Origin of the sequence: Mariniradius saccharolyticus AK6 (assembly GCF_000330725.2) — a bacterium.
Classification (GTDB): Bacteria; Bacteroidota; Bacteroidia; order Cytophagales; family Cyclobacteriaceae; genus Mariniradius; species Mariniradius saccharolyticus.
In genome coordinates, this window is the sequence record NZ_AMZY02000009.1 from 103,399 (window position 1) to 125,331 (window position 21,933).

The 21,933-nt window shown below is 47.3% G+C and carries 20 protein-coding genes; 6 read left to right on the forward strand and 14 right to left on the reverse strand.

What is annotated here, in order from left to right; genetic code table 11:
* Positions 1 to 49: 49 nt before the first annotated feature.
* The 5 genes from C943_RS08185 to C943_RS08205 form a co-directional block, all read right to left on the reverse strand.
* Complete coding sequence (locus C943_RS08185) at positions 50 to 1,102, reverse strand: 2-oxoacid:ferredoxin oxidoreductase subunit beta (protein WP_008626410.1); 1,053 nt, start codon at positions 1,100 to 1,102, stop codon at positions 50 to 52.
* Entirely contained in the window at positions 1,077 to 2,915 is a 1,839-nt protein-coding gene (locus C943_RS08190) for a 2-oxoacid:acceptor oxidoreductase subunit alpha (RefSeq protein WP_008626411.1), read from the reverse strand. The genes C943_RS08185 and C943_RS08190 overlap by 26 nt, the downstream gene beginning before the upstream one ends.
* Positions 2,912 to 4,717 (reverse strand): FAD-dependent oxidoreductase, encoded by a 1,806-nt coding sequence (locus C943_RS08195; RefSeq protein ID WP_040479847.1) that lies wholly within the window; start codon positions 4,715 to 4,717, stop codon positions 2,912 to 2,914. Before C943_RS08195 ends, C943_RS08190 begins: the two co-directional genes overlap by 4 nt.
* Before the next feature lie 281 nt (positions 4,718 to 4,998).
* Entirely contained in the window at positions 4,999 to 5,910 is a 912-nt protein-coding gene (locus tag C943_RS08200) for an SMP-30/gluconolactonase/LRE family protein (RefSeq protein WP_008626420.1), read from the reverse strand.
* A 12-nt stretch (positions 5,911 to 5,922) separates the two neighbouring features.
* Entirely contained in the window at positions 5,923 to 6,879 is a 957-nt protein-coding gene (locus C943_RS08205) for an endonuclease/exonuclease/phosphatase family protein (RefSeq protein ID WP_008626422.1), read from the reverse strand.
* Positions 6,880 to 6,959: 80 nt separating this feature from the next.
* Between C943_RS08205 and C943_RS08210 the strand changes: the two genes are divergently transcribed.
* Complete coding sequence (locus tag C943_RS08210; protein WP_008626425.1) at positions 6,960 to 8,516, forward strand: AbgT family transporter; 1,557 nt, start codon at positions 6,960 to 6,962, stop codon at positions 8,514 to 8,516.
* A 240-nt stretch (positions 8,517 to 8,756) separates the two neighbouring features.
* On the forward strand, positions 8,757 to 9,200 hold the full coding sequence (locus tag C943_RS08215) for a hypothetical protein (RefSeq protein WP_157198480.1): 444 nt from the start codon (positions 8,757 to 8,759) through the stop codon (positions 9,198 to 9,200).
* A 25-nt stretch (positions 9,201 to 9,225) separates the two neighbouring features.
* Here the strand turns inward: C943_RS08215 and C943_RS08220 are convergent, their stop codons facing one another.
* The gene (locus C943_RS08220) at positions 9,226 to 10,626 is read right to left on the reverse strand and encodes a membrane dipeptidase (protein ID WP_040479675.1); all 1,401 of its coding nucleotides are present in this window, start codon (positions 10,624 to 10,626) and stop codon (positions 9,226 to 9,228) included.
* A gap of 461 nt (positions 10,627 to 11,087) precedes the next feature.
* Between C943_RS08220 and C943_RS08225 the strand changes: the two genes are divergently transcribed.
* Positions 11,088 to 11,513, forward strand: a complete 426-nt coding sequence (locus C943_RS08225) for a hypothetical protein (RefSeq protein ID WP_008626439.1) — start codon at positions 11,088 to 11,090, stop codon at positions 11,511 to 11,513.
* Between the two features lie 63 nt (positions 11,514 to 11,576).
* Here C943_RS08225 and C943_RS08230 read toward each other — a convergent pair whose 3' ends face one another.
* The 8 genes from C943_RS08230 to C943_RS08265 all read right to left on the reverse strand — a co-directional run bounded on the left by C943_RS08230 (position 11,577) and on the right by C943_RS08265 (position 18,624).
* Positions 11,577 to 12,362, reverse strand: coding sequence for an AAA family ATPase (locus C943_RS08230; protein WP_008626444.1), 786 nt, complete (start codon positions 12,360 to 12,362; stop codon positions 11,577 to 11,579).
* Between the two features lie 118 nt (positions 12,363 to 12,480).
* On the reverse strand, positions 12,481 to 13,677 hold the full coding sequence (locus C943_RS08235) for a hypothetical protein (protein ID WP_008626446.1): 1,197 nt from the start codon (positions 13,675 to 13,677) through the stop codon (positions 12,481 to 12,483).
* A gap of 15 nt (positions 13,678 to 13,692) precedes the next feature.
* A complete protein-coding gene (locus C943_RS08240; RefSeq protein ID WP_008626449.1) occupies positions 13,693 to 14,517 on the reverse strand; it encodes a type 1 glutamine amidotransferase in 825 nt (274 codons plus the stop codon).
* Positions 14,518 to 14,612: 95 nt separating this feature from the next.
* Complete coding sequence (locus C943_RS08245) at positions 14,613 to 15,725, reverse strand: carboxylate-amine ligase (RefSeq protein WP_008626451.1); 1,113 nt, start codon at positions 15,723 to 15,725, stop codon at positions 14,613 to 14,615.
* A gap of 3 nt (positions 15,726 to 15,728) precedes the next feature.
* Positions 15,729 to 16,685 carry an ATP-grasp domain-containing protein gene (locus C943_RS08250; protein WP_008626453.1) on the reverse strand — a complete coding sequence of 319 codons (957 nt, stop codon included), beginning with the start codon at positions 16,683 to 16,685 and terminating at the stop codon, positions 15,729 to 15,731.
* A gap of 16 nt (positions 16,686 to 16,701) precedes the next feature.
* On the reverse strand, positions 16,702 to 17,415 hold the full coding sequence (locus tag C943_RS08255; protein WP_008626455.1) for an esterase family protein: 714 nt from the start codon (positions 17,413 to 17,415) through the stop codon (positions 16,702 to 16,704).
* A gap of 205 nt (positions 17,416 to 17,620) precedes the next feature.
* Positions 17,621 to 18,106 (reverse strand): hypothetical protein, encoded by a 486-nt coding sequence (locus tag C943_RS08260; RefSeq protein ID WP_008626462.1) that lies wholly within the window; start codon positions 18,104 to 18,106, stop codon positions 17,621 to 17,623.
* Entirely contained in the window at positions 18,103 to 18,624 is a 522-nt protein-coding gene (locus C943_RS08265; protein WP_008626463.1) for a gamma carbonic anhydrase family protein, read from the reverse strand. The genes C943_RS08260 and C943_RS08265 overlap by 4 nt, the downstream gene beginning before the upstream one ends.
* Positions 18,625 to 18,751: 127 nt before the next feature.
* On the opposite strand from C943_RS08265, the gene C943_RS08270 reads away from it, so the two are divergent.
* From C943_RS08270 to dinB, 3 genes are all read left to right on the forward strand, one after another.
* Positions 18,752 to 19,471 carry a YceI family protein gene (locus tag C943_RS08270; protein WP_008626464.1) on the forward strand — a complete coding sequence of 240 codons (720 nt, stop codon included), beginning with the start codon at positions 18,752 to 18,754 and terminating at the stop codon, positions 19,469 to 19,471.
* Between the two features lie 67 nt (positions 19,472 to 19,538).
* Positions 19,539 to 20,795 (forward strand): anthranilate synthase component I family protein, encoded by a 1,257-nt coding sequence (locus tag C943_RS08275; RefSeq protein ID WP_051069545.1) that lies wholly within the window; start codon positions 19,539 to 19,541, stop codon positions 20,793 to 20,795.
* Entirely contained in the window at positions 20,792 to 21,901 is a 1,110-nt protein-coding gene (gene dinB / locus C943_RS08280) for a DNA polymerase IV (RefSeq protein WP_008626466.1), read from the forward strand. Before C943_RS08275 ends, dinB begins: the two co-directional genes overlap by 4 nt.
* The last annotated feature ends 32 nt before the right edge of the window (positions 21,902 to 21,933 follow it).

Sequence of the window (21,933 nt, forward strand, 5' to 3'; positions counted from 1 at the left end):
AGGTTAAAACGATGTATCTCAAATCCTGTGTATCAAATCTCCAACGTCTTTACCTAAACCCATCATTTATCTCCTTCAAAGCTTCATCGCCAGGGCAAAGGTCTTCTTCCTTCAATTTATTCAATGGTGTTTGATGGGTATTGAGCGTGCCGTGGAGGTCGTTCCACTCTGTATTGACATAGAGTAGTCCGGTCAGGATTTCATTCTTTGACCTTGCCTTTTGGAGTGCATTCACGGCTGAAATGCGATCCTCCGGGTCCCAATCGTTTGCCAGCTTGTTGAGTTGGATCAAGGTGCCATCATGCATGGCTACGCGGGTAGATTTGCCTTCGTCGTATTTGGTTTTGATTTCAGGCATTTCCGGGACAAAGTCCAAGCTGGATGTTGCTTCGATATGTTCACGGACGTAGTCGTAAGATTTGGTAGAGCCGGGGTTGTTGTTGAATGTCACGCAGGGCGAAATCACGTTGAGGAATGCAAAGCCTTTGTGATGGAGTGCGGCTTTGATCAAGGGTACCAACTGAAGCTTGTCACCGCTGAAGCTTTGGGCGACGAATGACGCGCCCAGTTCTATTGCCAAACTGGCCAAGTCGATGGCTTGAAACGGATTGATACTGCCTGCTTTGCTTTTGGAACCCTGGTCGGCGGTGGCGGAGTCTTGCCCTTTGGTCAGGCCGTAGCAGCCATTGTTCATCACAATGTACACCATGTTGAGATTACGCCGGATCACATGGACCAATTGTCCCATACCAATGGAAGCCGAATCACCATCACCCGATACCCCGAAATACACCATGTCTTTGTTGGCCATGTTGGCACCGGTCGCTACAGATGGCATTCTGCCATGTACGGAATTGAAGCCGTGCGAATTGCCGAGGAAATAGGTCGGGGTCTTTGAGGAACATCCAATACCCGATATTTTGGCGACTTTGTGCGGTTCGATGGAAAGCTCAAAACAGGCTTGAACAATTGCCGCCGATATGCTGTCATGGCCGCAGCCGGCACAAAGTGTGGAGAGCGAACCCTCGTATTCCTTGAGCGTGTAGCCCAGTTTGTTTTTTGGGAGTTTCGGGTGTCTAAACAGTGGTTTCAGATAGCTCATGGTGCAGGTTGGAGGCTTGGTGAAGGTGTTTTTTGATTTGGTTTTTGATCGCGTCAGCCGTGATGGGCATGCCATCATAGTTGAGAATCGGGATCAATGTGGACGGATTAGTTTCCAATTCATTGATCATCATCTTACGCATCTGGCCATCGCGGTTTTGTTCTATGACAAAGATGACGCGGTGGCTTTGGACAAAGTCCACGACTTCCTTTCCAAAGGGGAATGCCTTGATCCGGATCGCATCAAGTGTTATTCCTTCTTCTTGGAGCAGGTCTTTGGCTTCCTCTGCGGAAAATTGGGATGTGCCGAAGAATAGCATGCCGAGCTCGGATTGCTGGTTTTCTTGGTACAACTGGGCTGCAGGCACAATTTTCTTGGCTGTTTCCCATTTGACCAAAAGCCGATCCATGTTGCGTTTGTAGGCCGCACCATCTTCGGTATAGGCCGCGTATTCATCGCGTGAGGTACCTCTTGTGAAGAAGGAACCCTTAGTCGGGTGGGTACCCGGGTAGGTGCGATAGGGAATGCCATCTCCGTCCACGTCGAGGTACCGGCCAAATCTCCCGATGTGTTCCAATTCCTCGGCGGAGAGTACTTTTCCACGATCGTACTTCTTCTTTTCATCCCAATGAAAAGGTTCCGACACATGGTCGTTCATGCCCAGATCCAAATCAGTCATCACCATGATGGGTGTTTGGAGCCTTTCGGCCAAGTCAAAGCTTTGGACGGTCATATCAAAGCACTCCTTAGGCGTGGATGGTAGCAAAAGCACATGCTTGGTGTCTCCGTGGGAGGCATATGCCGCCAATAGCAAATCCGACTGTTGGGTACGTGTTGGCATACCGGTGCTCGGCCCTGCACGCTGCACATCAATCAGGACGGCGGGAACCTCGGCAAAATATGCCAGGCCCAAAAACTCATTCATCAATGAGACTCCCGGTCCACTCGTTGCTGTGAAACCACGTGCTCCGTTCCAATTGGCCCCAATGACCATCCCCATCGCTGCCAACTCGTCCTCAGCCTGCACGATGGCATATTTGTGGGTTCCCGTATCGGGGTCAATGCGATAAACTTTACAATAATCCTCAAACGCCTCTGCCACCGAGGTAGAAGGTGTGATCGGATACCAGGCCATCACCGTTGCTCCCCCAAATACTGCCCCGAGGCCGCAAGCGGTATTGCCATCGACAAGGATTTTATCTTTGATGAGGTCGCGTTTCTCGAGAAAAAACGGCAGGGGATAGGTGAAATTCTCCTCTACATAAGTTCTTCCCAAGCGAAGCGCTTCCATATTGGCCTCAACCAATTGCGCTTTCCCTTCGAATTGCTCAGCGATAAGCTTTTCCAGTTCGGGCATATCGATTTGGAGTAACTTTGACAGCGCTCCCACATAAATGATATTCTTGAGCAATTGCCGTTTTCTGGGATCGGAAAATGCCTCATTGGCCATTTCCATCATCGGGATACCGAGGTAGTTGACATCCTCTCTGAACAGTGGAGGCGCTAGCCGTTTGGTGCTGTCATAGATAAAGTAGCCTCCTGATTTGACGTTTTTCACGTCTTGGGCCATGCTTTGTGGGTTGACGCTGACCATCAGGTCCACTCCTTCACGCCGCCCCAGGTAGCCTTTTTCGCTGACGCGTACCTCGTACCAAGTTGGAAGGCCTTGGATGTTGGAGGGGAAAATGTTTTTTGGCGTCACCGGAATGCCCATCCGAAAGATGGATTTTGCAAAAAGGTAATTTGCACTGGCAGAGCCCGTTCCGTTGACATTCGCGAAGCGGACTATAAAATCATTGATGTTGTTCTTCATTTCTGGATTGCTGGTAGGGGTGAGGGCATTTGGTAGGCTTTGGTGACTGAATAGAAGTATTTCTGCATATCCCAAGCTGACGTTGGACACCTTTCGGCACAAAGTCCGCAGTGCAAGCATACGTCTTCGTCTTTGACCATCACCCGTCCCGTTTTTAGTTCCTTGGATACCAATAAATCCTGACTGAGGTTTTCGGCAGGGACAAGTAGATTCTGGCGAAGTTCGGGTTCTTCAGCATTTGCCGTAAACGTGATGCAAGAGGTAGGGCAAACGTCCATACATGCGTCACATTCTATGCAGCGGTCAGCAGTGAACACCGTCTGCACGTCACAATTAAGGCAACGCTGGGTTTCTTTGTAGGCTGTGGGAACATCGAATCCCAATTCCACCTCTTTCTTCCTGTCCTTGAGCGTAACAGACTTTTTGGCCTGTGGCACGATGTATCGCTGGTCAATAATCACGGCGCTGTCGTAGCTCCACTCGTGGATTCCCATTTTTTGGCTGATGAGATTCGTGTAGGGAGATGGACGGTCGAGTAGGTCTTTTCCTTCGCAGAAAAGGTGAATCGACACCGCCGCCTGGTGTCCCTGCGCCACCGCGGTGATGACGTTTTTGGGTCCAAAAGCTGCGTCCCCGCCAAAGAAGACCTTTGGCAATGTAGATTGGAATGTCTTCTCATTGACTACAGGCATGCCCCATTGGTCAAAATCCAGGCCGATGTTCCGTTCAATCCACGGGAAACTGTTTTCCTGACCGATCGCGATCAATACCTCGTCTGCTTCGATAAAGACTTCCGGTTCATCCGTCGGCAATAATTGCCTTTTCCCGTTTTCATCATATACAGGTCGGACTTTCTGGAATTTCATGCCGATCAATTTCCCATCCTCCACTTCAAAACTGAGCGGTACATGGTTGTCTATGATTTGGATATCTTCGTGCAATGCATCCTCCTTTTCCCATGGAGAGGCTTTCATTTCATCGAATGGACTTCTGACAACGACTTTGACGTCCTTTCCACCCAATCGCCGGGAAGTACGGCAGCAATCCATGGCGGTATTTCCGCCTCCGAGGACGATGACTTTTTTCGAAATTGATTTTATATGGTCAAAGGCCACGTTTGCAAGCCATTCTATACCGATGTGGATGAATTTGTCGCCTTCTTTTCTTCCAGGCAGTTTTGGCAAGTCCCTACCCTTTGGAGCGCCGGTTCCGACAAAAACCGCATCATATCCGCCCTCCAGGACGTCTTTGAGGCTGTTTACATAGGTGAGGAATTGGGTGTGGATGCCGAGATCCAAAATGTAATTCACCTCCTCATTCAGTACCTCCTCAGGTAGCCTGAAGGATGGAATTTGGCTGCGCATCATGCCGCCGCCTGCCGGTTGTTCGTCGAATAGATGGACTTCGTAGCCCAAGGGTGCCAAATCCCTCGCTACAGTCAGGGATGCAGGACCGCCGCCAATCAAAGCGACTTTCTTGCCATTTGGTTGGAATGGGCCTTGTGGCATGTAATTCTTCACGTCGCCTTTGTTGTCTGCGGCGACTCTTTTTAAACGACAAATTGCTACCGGCTCTTCTTCAACACGCACCCGACGGCAAGCCGGCTCGCAAGGCCGGTCACAAGTTCGGCCAAGGACTCCTGGAAACACGTTTGATTCCCAGTTGACCATATAGGCCTCGGTGTATTTTTCGGCTGCAATGAGGCGGATGTATTCGGGAACTGGCGTATGGGCGGGACAAGCGTATTGGCAATCCACCACTTTGTGGTAATACTCGGGATCTTTGGTATTCGTAGGTTTCATCATGGTTGTTTTGGGCAAAATCCACCCGAACTATATCGGATGCAACGTTTTTTAAATCTACTAAATTTCAAAATTCAATAAAGACCAATCAGATGAAAAATATCTGTTTATATGGAAAATTACGTTTTGTACAGAATGATCTTGCTTTTGGGTGTGAATATGTTTGAAAAAAAGACAGAATGCTTTTCAGCTAAACAGTTCTACTGACGCCAATCGGTTTCCGATTGTATAGGAAACTCCCCAAGGATTTCGGATCCTTGGGGAGTAAAGGAATAGCCAAATCAATAAGCTCCCTTCACCTTCATTTTCAAAGTGTAGACAGAACCCATCGCGGTGATAAAGAGCGTTTTTCGGTCCTTGCCGCCAAACACCACATTGGCTGTCCATCGTTCTTCAATGGGGATTTGGGCGATTTGCTCTCCCTTCGGATTGAATACGGTCACGCCTTTGCCCGTGAGGTAAATGTTGCCTTTTGCGTCGATCGTCATCCCGTCTGAACCGAGTTCGGCAAAAAGCTGCTTGTTGGCGAGGCTGCCGTCGGACAGAATGTCAAAGGAATAAGTCTTGCCTGCGCCGATATCGGCTACATATAATTTTTTACCGTCAGGCGTGCCTATGATGCCATTGGGTTTGGTTAAATCATCGGCGACTCTTGTAAATGTCTTTCGATCGGCAGAAAGCATATACACATGTTCGCCATCCTGCTGCATTTCTGGGCTGCGTTTCCACCAAGCCCTTTTATAAAGTGGATCTGTGACGTACATCGTGCCGTTGGGAGCGATCCAAAGGTCGTTCGGTCCGTTCAGCTTTTTTCCTTGGTAGTCTGTGACCAAGACCTCGGTTTTTCCGTCCGGACCTATCGCCAAAAGTTCGTTTTCCAAATCAGCACAGGAGATCAATATGCCATTTTTATCGAAATAGGTACCGTTTGAGCGGCTGGTATTTTCCATGAAAAGGCTGACCTTTCCGTCTTTCGCCGACCACTTGTGGATATGGTCATTGGGTTGGTCGGTGAAGTAAACGTCGCCATTTTTAGCTACCGCTGGGCCTTCTGTGAAGTTGTATCCATCGCCCGCTTTTTCGACTTTTGCGCCTTTGGCTACAATGCCGGTTTTGTCTTCGATTTGGGCGAAGGAGGTACCTGTGAGCAAAAGGCCCGCGAGGCAAAGGTGAAGGAATTGGTGTTTTTTCATGCTGGGTTTATTTTAAGGTGTGAGAAATTCAGCCCAAAGTGGGAAATGGTCGGAGATCCGAAAGGAAATTTCCGGCAATGTGTGGTTTCTGTTTTGTAGCACATTTTCCCGGAAATCCACGATTCCGCCGCCATTGTATTGCAGTGAAATGTTGTCTTTGAACCAGGAGATTTGGTCGTAATAGGTGGTGGATTTTTTGAATATCGTCCTCGCATGGGGGTCAAGATCCGGTGGAATATGCAGTCCTGTGGATAGGAAAGCCTGAAGTGTGGGGTCATTGCCTCGCTCCAAATTGAAATCCCCCAAGGTAATCATGCTGTGATTCCAGGAATTCATTTCTGCCGCCCAGCCTTTGATCCAATCGGCGATGGCCTGTATTTCTGCCACCCTGTCCGCGGATTTCTTTCCAAACAACACATGGAGCGTGAGAAGCACAAAGGTATGATTTGCGACCTGAAAGCTCACCGCATAGGGAGTTCGGGCAAATTGCCGCTGGAGGGCATCTGCATTGATCGCTTTGTTTTTTTCCAATTCATCGTCCGGAATGACGATTTCACAGGCAAGACCTGAGAGCTTCACCTTTCTGTTGTCAAAAATAAAGGCGAGTCGCTCATTGTTGCCCTTGCCCCCTTTGGTCACGTCGGTCATGAGGAAACTCCAATCCGGCCCAAGTAATCTCATTGCTTCCCGAAGGCATTTGAAGTTCCCTCGGACTTCCTGTACCGCAATGATGTCAAATCTCCGCAGGATTTCGACGATGCACAGCAAGGAATGCATGTCCCGCTTAGGCGAATCCTCTTCTTGCGATTCCCATTTCATCGTCAGACCTCCAAACATGCGGATGTTCCATGCACATATCAGGACATTTTGGTCCAGTTTCTTGGCAGGAAGAGTTTGACTCAGGAAGGTTTGGAGGTTTTTGAGGTCCTCTTTTACCTCTTTCGGTGCGGTGCTGGGGTCAATATTCATCGAATGGGTAGAAAGTGGCCAAGGTATGCTTGAAAATTGGGAAGGCTTGTTATTTTTGGAAGAACCCAATTTAATCCTTTATGAGCACAATCGAACAAAAGCCCCGTACCTTTTTGGATAGATTCTTGGATTTGATTGAAAGGGCGGGCAACAAGCTGCCTGATCCGGCGATGTTGTTTTTATCGTTGATGCTGCTGACTTGGGTTTTGTCGGCATTACTTGCCCCGATTGATTTTGGAGCGGTAGACCCACGGTCAGGTGGGGAGTTGCGGGTTCAAAATTTGTTGACGGGGACCTTCCTGGCTTCTTTTCTTGCCAATATGACCTCGGTTTTTATCAATTTCCCGCCGCTGGGTGTGGTATTGTTGGCGATGCTGGGTGTCGGTGTGGCTGAACATTCGGGTTTTATCAATGCGGGCTTGAAGTTCTTGTTGGGGGTAACGCCCAAAATGCTCCTGACTCCCATCTTGGTATTGGTCGCGAACGTGAGCCATACCGCGGCCGATGCGGGTTATGTATTGGTGATTCCGCTTGGAGGTGTGATTTTCTATGCGGCAGGTAGGCATCCCTTGGCTGGTATCGCTGCAGCATTTGCTGGGGTTTCGGGCGGTTTTAGTGCCAATTTCATTCCTTCGAGTATTGATCCGCTGATCCAGAGCTTTACCCAGTCAGCTGCCCAAATCATTGACCCCGAGATCGTATTGAATCCATTGAACAATATATTCTTCACCGGATTGTCGAGCTTGGTGGTCATAGCAGTCGTTTGGTTTTTGACGGATCGTGTTATCGAACCCAGATTGAACAAAAATATCCAGGTTGATACGAATCTTGAAGATGTTCCCAAGATGGAATCCTTGACCGAGAAGGAAGGGAAGGCATTTTGGGTCGCGTTCGGCGTGATGGCCATTTGCTTGGTCGGTTTGTTTTTTTGGGCATATCCGAATGACTCAGCGCTGCGGGATCCGGTAGGTGAACTTACCTCAAGGGATGCGCCGCTGATGAAGTCTATCGTCCCCTTGATTTTTGTCGTGTTTTGGATTCCGGGCTTGATCTTTGGCTTCGCAAGCGGTACCTACAAGACGATGAAGGACATGATTGCCTCCATGAGCAAGTCCATGGGCAGCATGGCTTATTACATCGTGATGGCTTTTTTCTGTGCACTTTTCATCGATTCGTTTTCCAAGTCCAACATCGGTGCTTTGACAGCGTTGAAGGGAGCGGATTTTCTCCAGTCCATGAATCTTCCCGCGCAAATCACTATTGTCGGAATTGTCATATTGACCTCATTGGTTAACCTTCTCGTGGGTTCGGCTTCTGCCAAGTGGGCATTGATCAGTCCGATTTTCGTCCCGATGCTGATGCAGTTGGGAATTTCGCCGGATTTGACGCAGGCGGCCTACCGTGTCGGCGATTCTGTTTCCAATATCATCACGCCGCTTTTGCCCTATTTTCCATTGATTGTAGTTTTCTGCCAACGCTATGTCAAGTCCACGGGTATCGGCACGTTGGTATCGATCATGGTTCCGTATTCGATCATGCTGTTGGTTACATGGACCTTATTTCTGCTTTTGTATTGGACCTTGGGGATTCCGTTGGGCCTGCAGAGCACCTATGAGTATATGTTGGTGAAGCCGTAAATTTCCATGCGAATAGGTCTGAAAAAGACGAGATTTCCGTAAAACAGCGGATTTTATTGATTTTCGCCAATCTATTTTGGCATTTTGGTGGAAATTGCCAAAACGAGTATCGGGCTGTTTTTCAGCTGCCGAAGTAAGTCTGTAATTTAGGGATATTGGCAAATGCCAATAAAGTCCATTTTTCTAGCGCAATGAATGTGGGAAACGGGCTTTTTATTTTTGACCCCAACTTTACGACCCATGAGAATCAATCCATACTTCCGTTCAATCGCCCTTTTTATGGCGATGCTCTTTTTGACTACAAGTTGCATGATGTATAAAGACGTCATGGACCTTGCCCCAAAAACAACAGAGCGCGCCCAATTTGAGCAGTTTCCAGAGAATGAATTTATGAAAATCCATAAAAATGAACGGATAATCGCAAAAACTGCCGAGCGGGATTATAATGTCCTTTACAAAAAGGTCGAAAATGGCACTTTGATTGGGATGGTTTGGAAGGAACCGGTAACTGGTGATATCCTGAAGCTGAATGATCGGTATTTGATCAAAATCCCGCTGGATGAAATCCAGAAATTGGAGGTTTGGAAGAAAAATTACGTGGTGTGGGGAGTGGTAGGCGTTGCCTCACTGGTCGGACTTTATTTCTTGATCATCAATGCCGATTGGGGAATATCCCTTTATTGAGACAATCATTGAATTGGCATCAAATCTAACGGAAATTCCACTTCAGAAACTCTAGTCCATTTTCGAATAGAATCTTGGAAATGATAGCTTCTGGCTCGATTTGTCGGTTTTTTGCAAATATCAGCGAACTGTTTTTGTTATAATTCTTCGCTAATTCCAGAAGCGCATTGGCCATATCTTTGAAATCAAGCGTGGTGTAAATGCCCTCCAAGGGATTGATCGTCCCGTCAAAGTCGCTGCCGATTGCAATGGAATCCCAAGCATCGAGTCCGTTTTGATCTAGTATTTCAGCGGCGTGTTGGATGTTTGCCCAAAGGATTTGGCAAGATTCGCCAATTGCCTTTTCCCGATTCTTGCCCAATAGGCTTTTTTTGATTTTGGCCGCATTGGCGAGGCGACTGCTGTCGAGTTGCAGGGCGAGTATGCCTTTTGTCTTTCCGATTTCCAAGATATCTTCATCGAAAAAGTTGATCTCATCGTGGCAAAGCCAAGTTGGGGTATTTGGGTTTTTGGATGTTTTCGAAAAATCCAATCCGGCTACGCCTGCATGGCTAGCCAAAACGGGTAGGGGATCGGGGCGGCGATTGTTCCAGGCATAGAATTCCTTTCGGGACTTCACGCTCATGTGCTTCACGTCAATGAGGATTGGCCGGCCAAAATGCGTCGACGTCAAATGTTCCAACACTTCCCAACCCAATTCAGAGAATCCGAGATCGATGCCTTCGGATTGGTCGAGAAGTTTGCCAGCCTTTTCGAGGCTTCTTACATGGCCGCATAGGTCATTATTGAAATTATGGGCGAACGTGATGAAAAAGGGAGGGAACCTCCATGATTTTACACTTCGGATGTTGTTCAGAATTTCTTCCCGATCAGGGTTTTTGCCAAATTTTCCCAAGCCGGAATTGAATACATGTGCGCCTTCGATGGTCGGGATGAGCGCCAGACTGTTTGGCGTTGCAAGTATTTGTTGAGTGTTGGTCCAATTTTCTGCCCATGTCGCTGTGTAGGAAACGCCATTTTGTTCAAAAGACTGTTCCGCTCGGAGCAGAAAGTCCATTTCTCCGGCGAGTTCCTGGAAATAATCCATTTGTTTCTGAAGGTGGCGGATTCTGCTAAACCCAATCTGTGTGATGAAATTGGCGATAATCTCAGCGAGAGGGCCCTTCAAACGTCCATTTTCGAAAAAGCCCTTCTCGAACGGATACAATGAAACCATCGCAACCCGCACGCCGCCCTTTATCAACATCAGGTAGGTCGCTTGGCTGAAATGGGTCAGTCCGAGAAGTGCATTTTTCTTGAGTTGCCAAAAGCCGGGCTTGGATTCCATCCAAAGTTGTTCGGTACCCTTTGCTCGCCTATCAAAGGTTCTTCCATATGTCTTTAGGTTTGGATGCACATGGAAATCGGTAATTGGGAATGACGGCATTTTGGGGAGATTGTTTGATCCAATTTAGTCCAAATGCGTAGGAAGCCCAAATTGAAAAATGCGCTTTATTGAAGATTTTCCACATTTTTTAAGTTCCCACGCGTAGAATTCATGAGTAATTGGCGAATCACTGGAGTTTTGGATGATCAAAAAAGTGGGAGGTCATACAAAGTCAGCGGTAGTTTGTTACTTGGATTTTTTTGACCCTACATATGTGGTCCAAAAAGGGGACAGCTACTCTTTTTAAGGGAGGCTTTTGGGAAGGCTTTCCGGATCAAGTAAGTCTTGTGTCAAGCAAGACTGATGGTGTTCAATAGGTCGTGTTGTTGGAAAATGTAAAGTCAAATGTGGGAATGATGCTGTCCGCTTGGGATAATTGTGTAACTTAGTTGATCTGATTTTTGTGAAACTTATCAAAATCCATTTAAGAAGTTGCTATGAACAGGTTTCGTTTAAGTTTCATGTGTAATTTCCTCGCATTGGGACTTCTTTTTACAAGTTCCTGCGTCACTTTCAGAAACATCGAAAACACCAGACCAAGGCTTGAGAAGCCGGAATCAAATGATGTCTTTGACCTCCGGCAGATTGAAAAATTGGAGCAGGAGGATATCATTTTGGTCACAACTTACCAGGCACAGCGCTACTATTTGATTTATCAAGAAACGGATGGGCAGCATCTCAAAGGATTGTTGATGCGCGAACCGGTAACAAACGACCCTATTGCAGTGAAGGATCGCTACCAAATGCGGATTCCGGTCACCGAGATTAAGAAAGTCCAGATTCGAAAGTACAACTACATCTCGGGACTTGCATTGCCTACCGCGATCGTCATCTCTTTATATACCATGCTTGCTATTTCTCTTAGGAACTCAGAACACAACATGTAATCAAAATGGGAGATGCCAACATTTGGCATGGGTTGAACAAAAAATCTTTCTGTTACTTTTTTACTACAAATACCTCAAAAACGCCTCAGGGTTGTTCAAAAAGTTTTTCAGTATGGTGAAATGCTCCGTTTCTTCGTAGGAAACTCGATGTACAGTATCGTCAAATTGGAACAGTTGGGCCTTCGGAAGGCACATCAGGATAGGGGAGTGGGTCGCGATGATAAACTGGCAGCCCTCGTTTTCCGCCAGGTTTTTGATCAGGGAGAAAAGCGCAAGCTGCCGCTGTGGGGAAAGTGCCGCCTCCGGTTCGTCAATCAGGTAAATACCCTCGGACTGGAGTCTTCCCTGCAACACTTTCAAAAAGCCTTCGCCATGGGACACCTGTGTCAGGTCACCGTATCTCCTTTGAAGGGCTTCTTTTTGGCCATGCACGGCACCGACCGCCAACTTTAAACCTGTGCCACTCAGGCGCTTTTCAAAGTCCACGATATCGCCCTTCAGTTCTTGGTCTAGGCTGCGCAGGCGTTTTACGAAACCGAAATAATCCTCCGCTCGGAAAAAGAAGCCCCGGTAGGCACGGTTCCGCCATGAAAGTTTGATGGAGTCGCTAAATGTTTGGAAACCCGCCAAGGTCTCATCGCTTTCCAAATCGGTACTTCCGATAGCGGGAAGATTGAGCTTAATGGCCAAGGCTTTCAAAAGTGTTGATTTCCCTGCGCCGTTCTCACCCACAAATACCGTGATCGGACTGTCAAAAACCATCCTACCCATCGTGCGGAAGGCGGGGATGTTGTATGGAAATCGGCTTTCATCGCCCTTGTTTACCAAAATGCTTTCCAGGTAATACATCGATTTTTGGTTAGTGGGCATTAGGCCCATAAACGATTACGGGCTTTCTAGCCAGATAGTTAGGATTGTTGGATTCCAATGCGTGATGGCAATTTTGCCTTTAATGTCGATCAGGAGGTTATTTTTCCTTCTCAAACAAGCCAATCGTACCGCCGACCCAATCCTTGTCCTTGTTGAACTTGACGCCGATCATTTCACCCCGGCTGAGACGGACCAGGTTGCCGATCAATGTGGGCTGACTGTCTTTTTCAGGCCATACGCCCAATATTCTGACCTCAGCCTTCACACGACCTTCGGGTGCCTGAAGAATAGGCGCATAGTGTGCCTTGCGCTGAAGCACATAGAGGTCCTTTTCCTTGACGGCCTCGACATCGGATTTTTGAACGTGGAAAATCACGCCACTCCCGGAAAATGAAAACAGCGGCTTCAGTACGTAATTCTCCAAATCCTCGGGTATTTCTTGCAGGTCTGACAGCAGGGTGGTGTCATTGAAGTAGGGCCCCTTGAGGTAGGGCAGGATAAACTTGCTGATCCTTGTAAACCAGTTAGGGTGTCCAGCCCACTCCACGTCAAGTTCTTCCAAAAACGAAAATTGCATCGGAAGGTCGGTCCTTGTCACCAATTCGTCGAAAATCACCCTGTTATAAATCCGCTTGATGTGGATTTCTTTTCCTGACGCATCTTTATAGTAAAGTTTTTTCCCATGCTTGATGATATCGGTGACACAAAGGAAGGGAATGCCGAGATCCCGCTTGCAATAGTAGAAATCGATTTTGGTGTTTTGTTTTTCGGGTTCTATTTCAAGCAAAACCACCTCTTCTGGGTTAAGCCCATTGAGGACAGTCTCTTTGAATTTGTCGTAATAGCCTTTTGCATCCAACCCTCCGAGATAGGGGCTGAAATCCTCCAAAAAAGGGTAGGCCTTTTTGAGTTTTTCAAACATGTTGAACTGGAAGTTGAACACGGACGGGAAGCCCTGTACTTCGATCAGCTTCGGGACGATCTCGCCATCTTCCTCGCATATCCCAAAATCAATTGCCAGGAATTGAGTATGGGCATCTTGGTTGGGTACGTTGAAGTTGACCTCGACAGCCTTTTCGGTGAGTGCATTGAAGTCAGGTCTTTGGATGAAGTCGATGACCTGTTGGCAGCCTTCGAGCAATTGCTGCTTTAGCTTATCCGTGATAAACAGCGGTGTCTCTGCGATTCGAAAAGTGGGGAGATAGTCAAAATCTGCGGCAATATCATCCAAAAACGCTTGGTATTTCTCTTTGCTGAAAGCCTGATTGAAAAACTGGCGGTGCGGCTCTATCATAGCATCATGTTTCTTTCAAAGTAAAACTTCATGTTGGGCGCGGATGGCCTGAATGGATTGGCGGAGGAAATTGGGAATCAGGGTCTCGTTGGTTTTGTAGATGGTATGCTCTTCGACGAGGTGTTCGAGCATATAGAGGTACTTTTGTTTCCCTTTCAGTTCAATGATCTCTTCGCGAACCTCGTGTTTCTTGAGGTGGTTGAGGAAGCCAACGGGGTCAGCCTCCGGATGGAATTGGGTGCCCACCATTTCAGGAGAAAATCGGATTGCCATGATGGCCCTCTCATAGGCCACATGGTCACGGATCTTTTCAAGAGCGATGATTTCCGCGCCGATTTCCTTGAAACGCTTTTCGTGGGGTTGCACGACCTGGTAGTCCCGTGAGTCAATCGCCCAAAAGGGATTGTCCAAGCCCTCAAAAAGTGGGTCTGACATTCCTTCTTCGGTCTTGTGTATCGTCATTACCCCAAATGAGGTCGATTTTCGTTTGCAGACTTCTGCAAAGCCAAAGTGCTGCACTGCCATTTGGAAACTATGGCAAATGAACAGTACGTACTTTTTCCGTTCATTTTGTTGGTTCCAATTCCATATGCCATCGAGGAGTCCGTAGAATTTTTTGTCCCAAATTCCATCGCCTTCCAAGGGATTTCCGGGACCTCCGGAGCAGATATATAGGTTGTAATCGTCCAGCGCGGGAACCTCAGCCCGCTGCCTCACATCAAAGACATCCAGGCTAAGGTCGTTTGGAAACCTGCCAACGATGTCATGGATACAACGCATGCCTTGGTTTGCTTTGCCGTTGTACATGTCCAAGACTGCGACTTTGATCTTTTCATGCATGGTTTCAATATTTGGGTGAGGCCGAAAGGTAATGCAAAATCGCTTGGCATTATCCGAATTGATTTTGCATTACCGTTTTTCCATTCTTAGCGGATTCAGATTCCTTTTGTGAATTCTCCCACGATGAAATCCACCACCTTGGTCAAGTCATGACCACCATCCTCGAATACCTGAAGTTGCTTATCGGCGCCTGTTCCTGTTTTGAGGATTTGATGCACATAGTTGATTTCCTCGCGGCTTCCGAGTTCATCCACGACATCATCCACAAAATCCAAGAGTTCGATCATCAGTTCCTTATAGGGTACCTCGGTTTTTTGTCCGAAATCAATCATCAATCCATCGGTACCATATCTTGCCGCACGGAATTTGTTTTCACGAATTAGGGCAATGCGGTAGATGTTGAAGCTGGTGTTCATCATGTGCATTTTGTACAATTTGGCAACAACGGCCTGAATCAATGCCACAATGCAAATCGTCTCGTCTACCGTCAGACACATATCGCAAATCCTAAACTCGATGGTGCTGAAGAAAGGGTGCATCCGCAGGTCCCACCAGATCTTTTTTGGGTTGTCGATGCAATTGGTCTTGACCAAAGTCTCGAGGAAATTATCGTAGGATTGGACAGAATCGAAATACTCCGGCAGTCCTGTCCTCGGAAACTTCGCAAAGACGTGCGCGCGAAATGCTTTGAATCCCGTATTTCGCCCTTCCCAAAATGGGGAGTTGGTCGAAAGCGCATAGATATGTGGCAGGAAATAGCAGGCCTGGTTCATGATGTGAAGCGCAATTTCCCGGTTTTCGATACCCACATGTACGTGCAGGCCAAAAATCAAGTTGGACCGCGCGGTATCCTGAAGCTCCTTTACAATCATATGGTATCTGGGATCATCCGTGATCGGTTGGTCCTGCCATTTGGAAAAGGGGTGTGTGCCCGAAGCGCCTACGACCAGGCCTTGTTCAGAGGCCAAATCCACAATTTTTCTCCTTAGGAAAGACACTTCTTTTCGCGCATCGGCCACAGTTTGGCAGATGTTGGTACCTACTTCCACCACGGATTGGTGCATTTCCGCTTTCACCTGCTCTTTGAGAAAGATCTTTGCGCCATCTACGATTTTTGACATGTGCGATCTCAAGTCCCGTGTGTTGGGATCAATGATTTGGTATTCTTCCTCCACCCCGAGGGTAAATACCGGCAATTTTCTTAGCATAGATCAGAATCTTTTGGCGTCGGCAACTGCATCCTTCATGAACGTCCCCCAGGTAAGGTTGATTTTTCCTGGTTTTTGGGTTTTTGCATATGCAATGGCCATTTTAGCAGCTTCTTCCACTACCCAATCAAAATTGGCCTGACCTACTGAGTTGACGTCGGCATCCGGTGCTGGATTTCCAAAATCGATCGCATACGGGATTCCATCCCTGACGGCAAATTCCACGGTATTGAAGTCATATCCCAGACCTTGGCAAAGGGCGATTGCATACTCCTTAACCTTCGCCAGCAGTTTCTTCGAGGCAGGTGGTCGGTTGACGACGTAGCGCAGATGATGTGGATTCCTGGGTTCGTACTCCATGATGCGTACGGCTTTTCCGCCCAAGCAATACACCCGGAAGTATTCGTCAAATACGATTTCCTCCTGAAGCAACATGACCAACTGGCCGGTTTCCCTGTGTTTCTGGAAAAACTCCTCCTTATTTTCCAGCCTATAGACATTTTTCCATCCACCTCCGGCATAGGGCTTCATGTAGGCGGGGAATTTCACATAGTCGAAAATTCCCTGCCAATCCAATGGCATTTTGAGGTTTCGAAATGACTTTGCGGTGGTATCGGTTGGATGTTCCGCGGAAGGGAGAATCACGGTATTCGGCAGAGGGACACCAAGCTTGTCCGCAAGGCAATTGTTGAAGAACTTGTCGTCCGCGCTCCACCAGAAGGGGTTGTTGATGACCGCTGTCCCTGTCAGGGCTGCGTTTTTCAGGTATGCCCTGTAAAAGGGTACATCCTGCGAAATCCTATCAATGATGACCGCGTACTCGGTCAGTTGGTTTTGGATGACTTTGTCGATCGACACAGGCTCGGCGATGATGCCTTTTTCTTTCTTTTCATTGACCCGTTCCACGAAAGCATGGGGAAAAGTGTCTTCCATGCCAAAAAGGATTCCGATTTTTTTCATAAATGGTGGTATTTAGTTAATTGAATTTGATTCGTGACAAATAATGGGGGAACATTTCCTTCCAAAGCGGCCAATCATGGTGGCGGTCTTTGCGCGCATCCAGCCAATGTGGTACCCTTTTTCCTTCGAGTACATCGCTTAACTTGATGTTGGCATCGAAGCAGATGTCCCAATTGGACGTACCGAGCACGATGTCCATTTGCCAAAGTGCAGGATTGTGCAGGCCGGGTAAAAACTCCAATGGGGAATTGTAGTAAATGTCGCCGTGATTGTAGCCATCCATGAAATTGCGTATTTCGAAAGCCCCGGACATCGAAAACATGTGGCTCACCACATCCGGATGTCTGAAAGCGAATGTCGCAGCATGATATCCCCCAAAACTACAACCCGCCATCACCACTTTGCCGACGGCGGTGTGATGCCGGACTTTTTCCACTACATCATTTAGGATAAAGTGGTCGTAGGCGATGTGGTTTTGGATACGCTGGTGAGGATGGACATGCTTGTTGTAGAAACTGTTTCGGTCATTGCTTTCCGGACAGTAAATCTGGATCAGCCCCTGCTCGATAAACCAGTGGGCGGACCCAATGAGACCCATATCCTTGTTTTCGTGAAAGGAGCCCATCGATGTGGGATACAACACGACGGGATACCCTCTGTGGCCAAAAACAAGCATTTGCACATCCCGATGCAAATGCGGGGAATACCACTTGAAATATTCTTCTTTCATAAAATTGGATCGTCTATTCCTACTAAAAATAGCCCCCTTTTCAGGATTCACAAAAAAAATCCTAAAACATTTTAGGCGTTTGGGTAAATCCGGACAGAAATATTGAACGTGGTTTTGGTAATCGATGGATTTCGAATTCAGTGAGAAATAGTTTCATCACTGAATGGGTGATTTTACTGGAAATCAGTGCTAAATTATCACGGCATTACTTGAGGAAGCGTCCTTTGATCGACCCGGCAATCAAGATTGAGAATGTGACTCCCACTATCACCCATTTTGCAGAGGTTAAGAGGCTCGCCCTTTCGACGTCGGAATCTGAGAGCTGGGGAAAAGTATCCACCAAGGTAAGAATTGATAGGTTTTCATCGATATCGAGCAACATCACCAAAACCGGAAATATCAAAATCCACCTTTTTCCCCAGACCCTCAGCAGCAGCAGGGAGAGAAATCCACCATAAACAAATGGATAAATCATGTCCGTGACCAAAAGGCCAAATCTATACTTTGGAAGTATTGTTGCGCCTAACTCATCCAAAACCTCAAAAGCTTCCTTCGTGTCGTAGCCAAACTTGAGGTCAAGTGGGATTTTTCCCTCAGTACCTAATGGAAGCAGCCATAGGTTGAAAACCAGTACCAATACGCCCAAAATCGCCAAAACCTTGTTTTGACTGTTCTTTAAAAATGAATTCATTCGTCCTCGGATTTGAACCATTCGGCATACATGGGGTAATTTCGCGCTGTCCGTTGGATGACTTCAAGCATCTCAGGTCCTGTTTCTTTTACTTTCCTGGCCGGCATTCCTGCGTAAATTGAGTTGGCTTCGACCACCGTCCCTGACAGCACAACGGCACCGGCTGCAATGACAGCGCCCGAATGAACTACCGCATTGTCCATGACAATTGCCCCCATTCCAATCAATACATTATCATGAATCGTACAGCCATGGACGATGGCATTGTGTGCAATGGAGACTTTGTTACCGATATACGTTCCGGCTTTTTGGTAGGTACAATGAATGACTGCGCCATCTTGGATATTGGTGTCGTTTCCGATCCGGATTTGGTGGACGTCACCGCGGACGACGGCGTTGAACCAGACGGTGCAATTCTCGCCCATGATAACATCACCAACGACTGTCGCATTTTCAGCAAGCCAGCAATTTTCTCCAAATCTAGGCTTGAATCCCCTTACACTTTTTATGAGCGCCATTTTCCTCGGATATGGTTTTTCTTTCTCTTCAAAAATATTCTTTTTTTTTCTGCACCGTGAACTTTTTTTAAGCAAATCAGTTTACGTGTATATACATTTAATGTCGAAACCAAACAAACCAAACATTATGAACTTAGTAAAAAGAACAGGCTTATTTGTCGCATTTACGTTCTTGGTGCTTTCATGCAGCAAGCCCGGCGAGACAGTAGAAACAAGCGAAGCACAGGAAGTTGCAGAAGCAGAAGGAGCAACTTTGACCGTTGACCCAGCTACAAGCAAGATCAACTGGACAGGATACAAGCCTACCGGTAAGCATTTTGGCTACATTCCAGCGGTTTCTGGAGAAGTAATGGTCAAGGAAAATGAGTTGACCGGAGCGAAATTCGTTTTCGATATCACGGGTTTGAAAATCCAGGACATGGAAGAGACCAATGAATTCTACGGAAAACTGTGGGGCCACTTGCAATCTCCTGATTTCTTTGACGCTGCCAACCATCCACAGGCAGTGTTTGAAGTTACCGGTGTAGAACCTTTTGGTGTTGCGGCTATTCAGGACCTGACTCAGTTCCCATCAGCAAACACGCCTCAGAAAGATTCAGAAATTGCTCCTGCCAATCCTACCCATTGGATCTCTGGCAACTTGACAATGCGTGGTACAACCAAAAACATCAAGTTTCCTGCTGCGGTGACTATCACTGAAGGCAAAGTTTCTGCTAAGGCCGGATTCAACATCGATAGAACCGCTTGGGGATTGTCTTACGGAGATGAAAGTGCCGCTGTTGACAAAGCTAAAGACCAATTTATCTACAATACTGTAAGCGTTGGTTTTGAGATTACAACCAATTGATTCAGATCGTTAAACCAGTTGGAAGTAGGGGTGACTTTCGGGTCACCCTTTTTTTTATTTTTACTGCGTGAAAGTAGAAATCCAAGTACCTACGGGCCAGTCTGATTTTTTTAAGCGCAAACTCTTGGCGTGGCTGGATGCTCGTTTTCCGTTTTTTTTGTATTCGCCGACAACCCACTTCGGCTATCCAAATGGTGAATTCCAAGGGCGTATTTTAGCTGGTAGCAAATCAATATCCTGGGGACAGATCGGAAATGTGCCTTTCGAGAACGACCTGGTTGCGTTGGTGGGATATGACTACAAAAACAAGATTGAGGCTTTGAAGAGTGAAAATCCTGCCATGATTGCCTGTCCGGATTATGTTTTTTGGGAGGCTGAATTGTCGATTTCATGGGAGGAGGGCATTTTGGTCTTTTCGCATCCAGAGGCCAGCATGTTGGCCACTGATTTCGAGCGGTTTTCGGAAGTTTTGCCGGATAAAAACCCCCGCGTTGAGGTTCTTGGACTTGAGTCCAAAGAAACCTATTCGGAGAAAGTCAAAGCAATCCAACAGCATATTGTAGAAGGAGATATTTATGAGCTGAATTTTTGCCAAGCGTTTCATTTTCAACAATATTCCTGGAATCCAATTTTGGGATTTCTCGATCTGATGCGGATCTCTTTGATGCCTTTTTCGGCTTTTTACAAGGCCAATAACTTGTACCTGCTAGTCGCCAGTCCGGAGCGTTTTCTCAAAAAGACAGGCAGGAGATTGATCGCACAGCCCATCAAAGGCACAATTCGACGTGGCAAAAACGAGGCGGAAGACGAGATGCTGAGACTTCGGCTTTTTGATTCCGAAAAGGAAAGAGCGGAAAACCTCATGATTGTGGATCTGATGCGGAATGACCTTTCCAAGGTTTCTGAAATCGGTACGGTCGATGTGGATGAACTGTTTGGGGTCTATGCATTTCCCAAAGTTCACCAGATGATTTCAACGGTTAGTTCTACTCTCAGGGAAAACGTTTCACTAAAGGATATTTTCCATGCCAATTTCCCGATGGGTAGTATGACCGGCGCGCCCAAAATCAAGTGCATGGAACTGATCGAGCGCTATGAGAATTTCAAGCGAGGATGGTTTTCCGGGACATTGGGTGTCGTGCAGCCGAACGGGGACTTTGATTTCAACGTGATCATCCGCAGTATTGTATTCGACAAGTCCATCGGTAAGGGCTATTTTGCCGTCGGTTCGGCGATTACTTATGATGCAGATCCTGCATATGAGTATGAGGAATGTCTACTCAAGGCCTCGGCGATATTGGAAGTTTTGACTCGACAACGATGATTGACCAATCCACGATACGAAAGATCATCCATGTGGACATGGACGCGTTTTTCGCTTCGGTGGAGCAGTTGGACAATCCTGAGCTGCGTGGAAAACCTGTTGCCGTGGGCGGCAATCGCGAACGAGGCGTGGTGGCGGCGGCGTCGTATGAAGCCCGAAAATTCGGCGTGCGCTCCGCGATGCCCGGGAAGATTGCAGCTTTGAGATGTCCCGGGTTGATTTTTGTGCGGCCGCGGTTTGAGCGTTACAAGGAGATTTCGGGCCAGATCCGACAAATTTTTTTGGATTACACGGACCTTGTCGAGCCGCTTTCCTTGGACGAGGCATTTTTGGATGTGACGGAAAACAAGGTCAATAACCCCTCTGCGACCCGAATCGCCTTGGAAATCAGAAAACGTATCAAGGATGAGTTGGGATTGAATGCGTCTGCTGGTATTTCCTACAATAAATTCCTTGCTAAAACCGCCTCTGATATCAATAAGCCCAACGGTCAGGCCGTGATTTTGCCAAAGAATGCGGAGGCATTTCTGGAAAAATTGCCGATTGAGCGCTTTTACGGGATCGGAAAGGTGACAGCGGAGAAAATGAAGGAGTTGGGTATACACAATGGATTTGACCTGAAGCAGTATTCCGTACAGTACTTGACCAAGAAATTCGGAAAATCGGGGCTCCATTTTTACAATATCGTCCGTGGAATCCACCTAAGTGAGGTCAAACCCAACCGCATCCGTAAATCCTTAAGTGCCGAGAGCACTTTTTCCAAAGACATCAGCGAAGATGAGCAAATCGCGGATGCCTTGGAGCGGATATGGGAAGAGGTTGTCCGTAGGATGGAACGATCCGGCGTCAAAGGCAGAACCGTGACACTCAAGATCAAGTACCATGATTTCACGATACATACGCGCAGCAAAACAATCGAGAAGTTTCTGGAACCTGCGAGAATCAAAGAAATAATCTGGGAACTGTGGCATCAGGAGCCACTCGTGGCAGCAGTGCGCCTTTTGGGGATCGGCATATCCAATCTCAACCTAGAGGAAGAGGATTACTTTCCCGGAAAGCAGCTTTGGATCAACTTCGATGGGGAATATGCTGAAGATCAGTCCTGATTGTCTTGAATCGATGGCGGAAATTCGTTGCC

What these genes read in the sequence shown, in the direction of transcription:
- C943_RS08230 (WP_008626444.1), bottom strand. Translation starts at nt 12,362, where the DNA reads ATGTATTACCTGGAAAGCATTTTGGTAAACAAGGGCGATGAAAGCCGA.
- C943_RS08220 (WP_040479675.1), bottom strand. Translation starts at nt 10,626, where the DNA reads ATGCCGTCATTCCCAATTACCGATTTCCATGTGCATCCAAACCTAAAG.
- C943_RS08245 (WP_008626451.1), bottom strand. Translation starts at nt 15,725, where the DNA reads ATGCTAAGAAAATTGCCGGTATTTACCCTCGGGGTGGAGGAAGAATAC.
- C943_RS08255 (WP_008626455.1), bottom strand. Translation starts at nt 17,415, where the DNA reads ATGAAAGAAGAATATTTCAAGTGGTATTCCCCGCATTTGCATCGGGAT.
- C943_RS08200 (WP_008626420.1), bottom strand. Translation starts at nt 5,910, where the DNA reads ATGAAAAAACACCAATTCCTTCACCTTTGCCTCGCGGGCCTTTTGCTC.
- dinB (WP_008626466.1), top strand. Translation starts at nt 20,792, where the DNA reads ATGATTGACCAATCCACGATACGAAAGATCATCCATGTGGACATGGAC.
- C943_RS08210 (WP_008626425.1), top strand. Translation starts at nt 6,960, where the DNA reads ATGAGCACAATCGAACAAAAGCCCCGTACCTTTTTGGATAGATTCTTG.
- C943_RS08240 (WP_008626449.1), bottom strand. Translation starts at nt 14,517, where the DNA reads ATGCATGAAAAGATCAAAGTCGCAGTCTTGGACATGTACAACGGCAAA.
- C943_RS08190 (WP_008626411.1), bottom strand. Translation starts at nt 2,915, where the DNA reads ATGAAGAACAACATCAATGATTTTATAGTCCGCTTCGCGAATGTCAAC.
- C943_RS08250 (WP_008626453.1), bottom strand. Translation starts at nt 16,685, where the DNA reads ATGAAAAAAATCGGAATCCTTTTTGGCATGGAAGACACTTTTCCCCAT.
- C943_RS08225 (WP_008626439.1), top strand. Translation starts at nt 11,088, where the DNA reads ATGTGTAATTTCCTCGCATTGGGACTTCTTTTTACAAGTTCCTGCGTC.
- C943_RS08185 (WP_008626410.1), bottom strand. Translation starts at nt 1,102, where the DNA reads ATGAGCTATCTGAAACCACTGTTTAGACACCCGAAACTCCCAAAAAAC.
- C943_RS08205 (WP_008626422.1), bottom strand. Translation starts at nt 6,879, where the DNA reads ATGAATATTGACCCCAGCACCGCACCGAAAGAGGTAAAAGAGGACCTC.
- C943_RS08260 (WP_008626462.1), bottom strand. Translation starts at nt 18,106, where the DNA reads ATGAATTCATTTTTAAAGAACAGTCAAAACAAGGTTTTGGCGATTTTG.
- C943_RS08195 (WP_040479847.1), bottom strand. Translation starts at nt 4,717, where the DNA reads ATGAAACCTACGAATACCAAAGATCCCGAGTATTACCACAAAGTGGTG.
- C943_RS08265 (WP_008626463.1), bottom strand. Translation starts at nt 18,624, where the DNA reads ATGGCGCTCATAAAAAGTGTAAGGGGATTCAAGCCTAGATTTGGAGAA.
- C943_RS08235 (WP_008626446.1), bottom strand. Translation starts at nt 13,677, where the DNA reads ATGATAGAGCCGCACCGCCAGTTTTTCAATCAGGCTTTCAGCAAAGAG.
- C943_RS08270 (WP_008626464.1), top strand. Translation starts at nt 18,752, where the DNA reads ATGAACTTAGTAAAAAGAACAGGCTTATTTGTCGCATTTACGTTCTTG.
- C943_RS08215 (WP_157198480.1), top strand. Translation starts at nt 8,757, where the DNA reads ATGAGAATCAATCCATACTTCCGTTCAATCGCCCTTTTTATGGCGATG.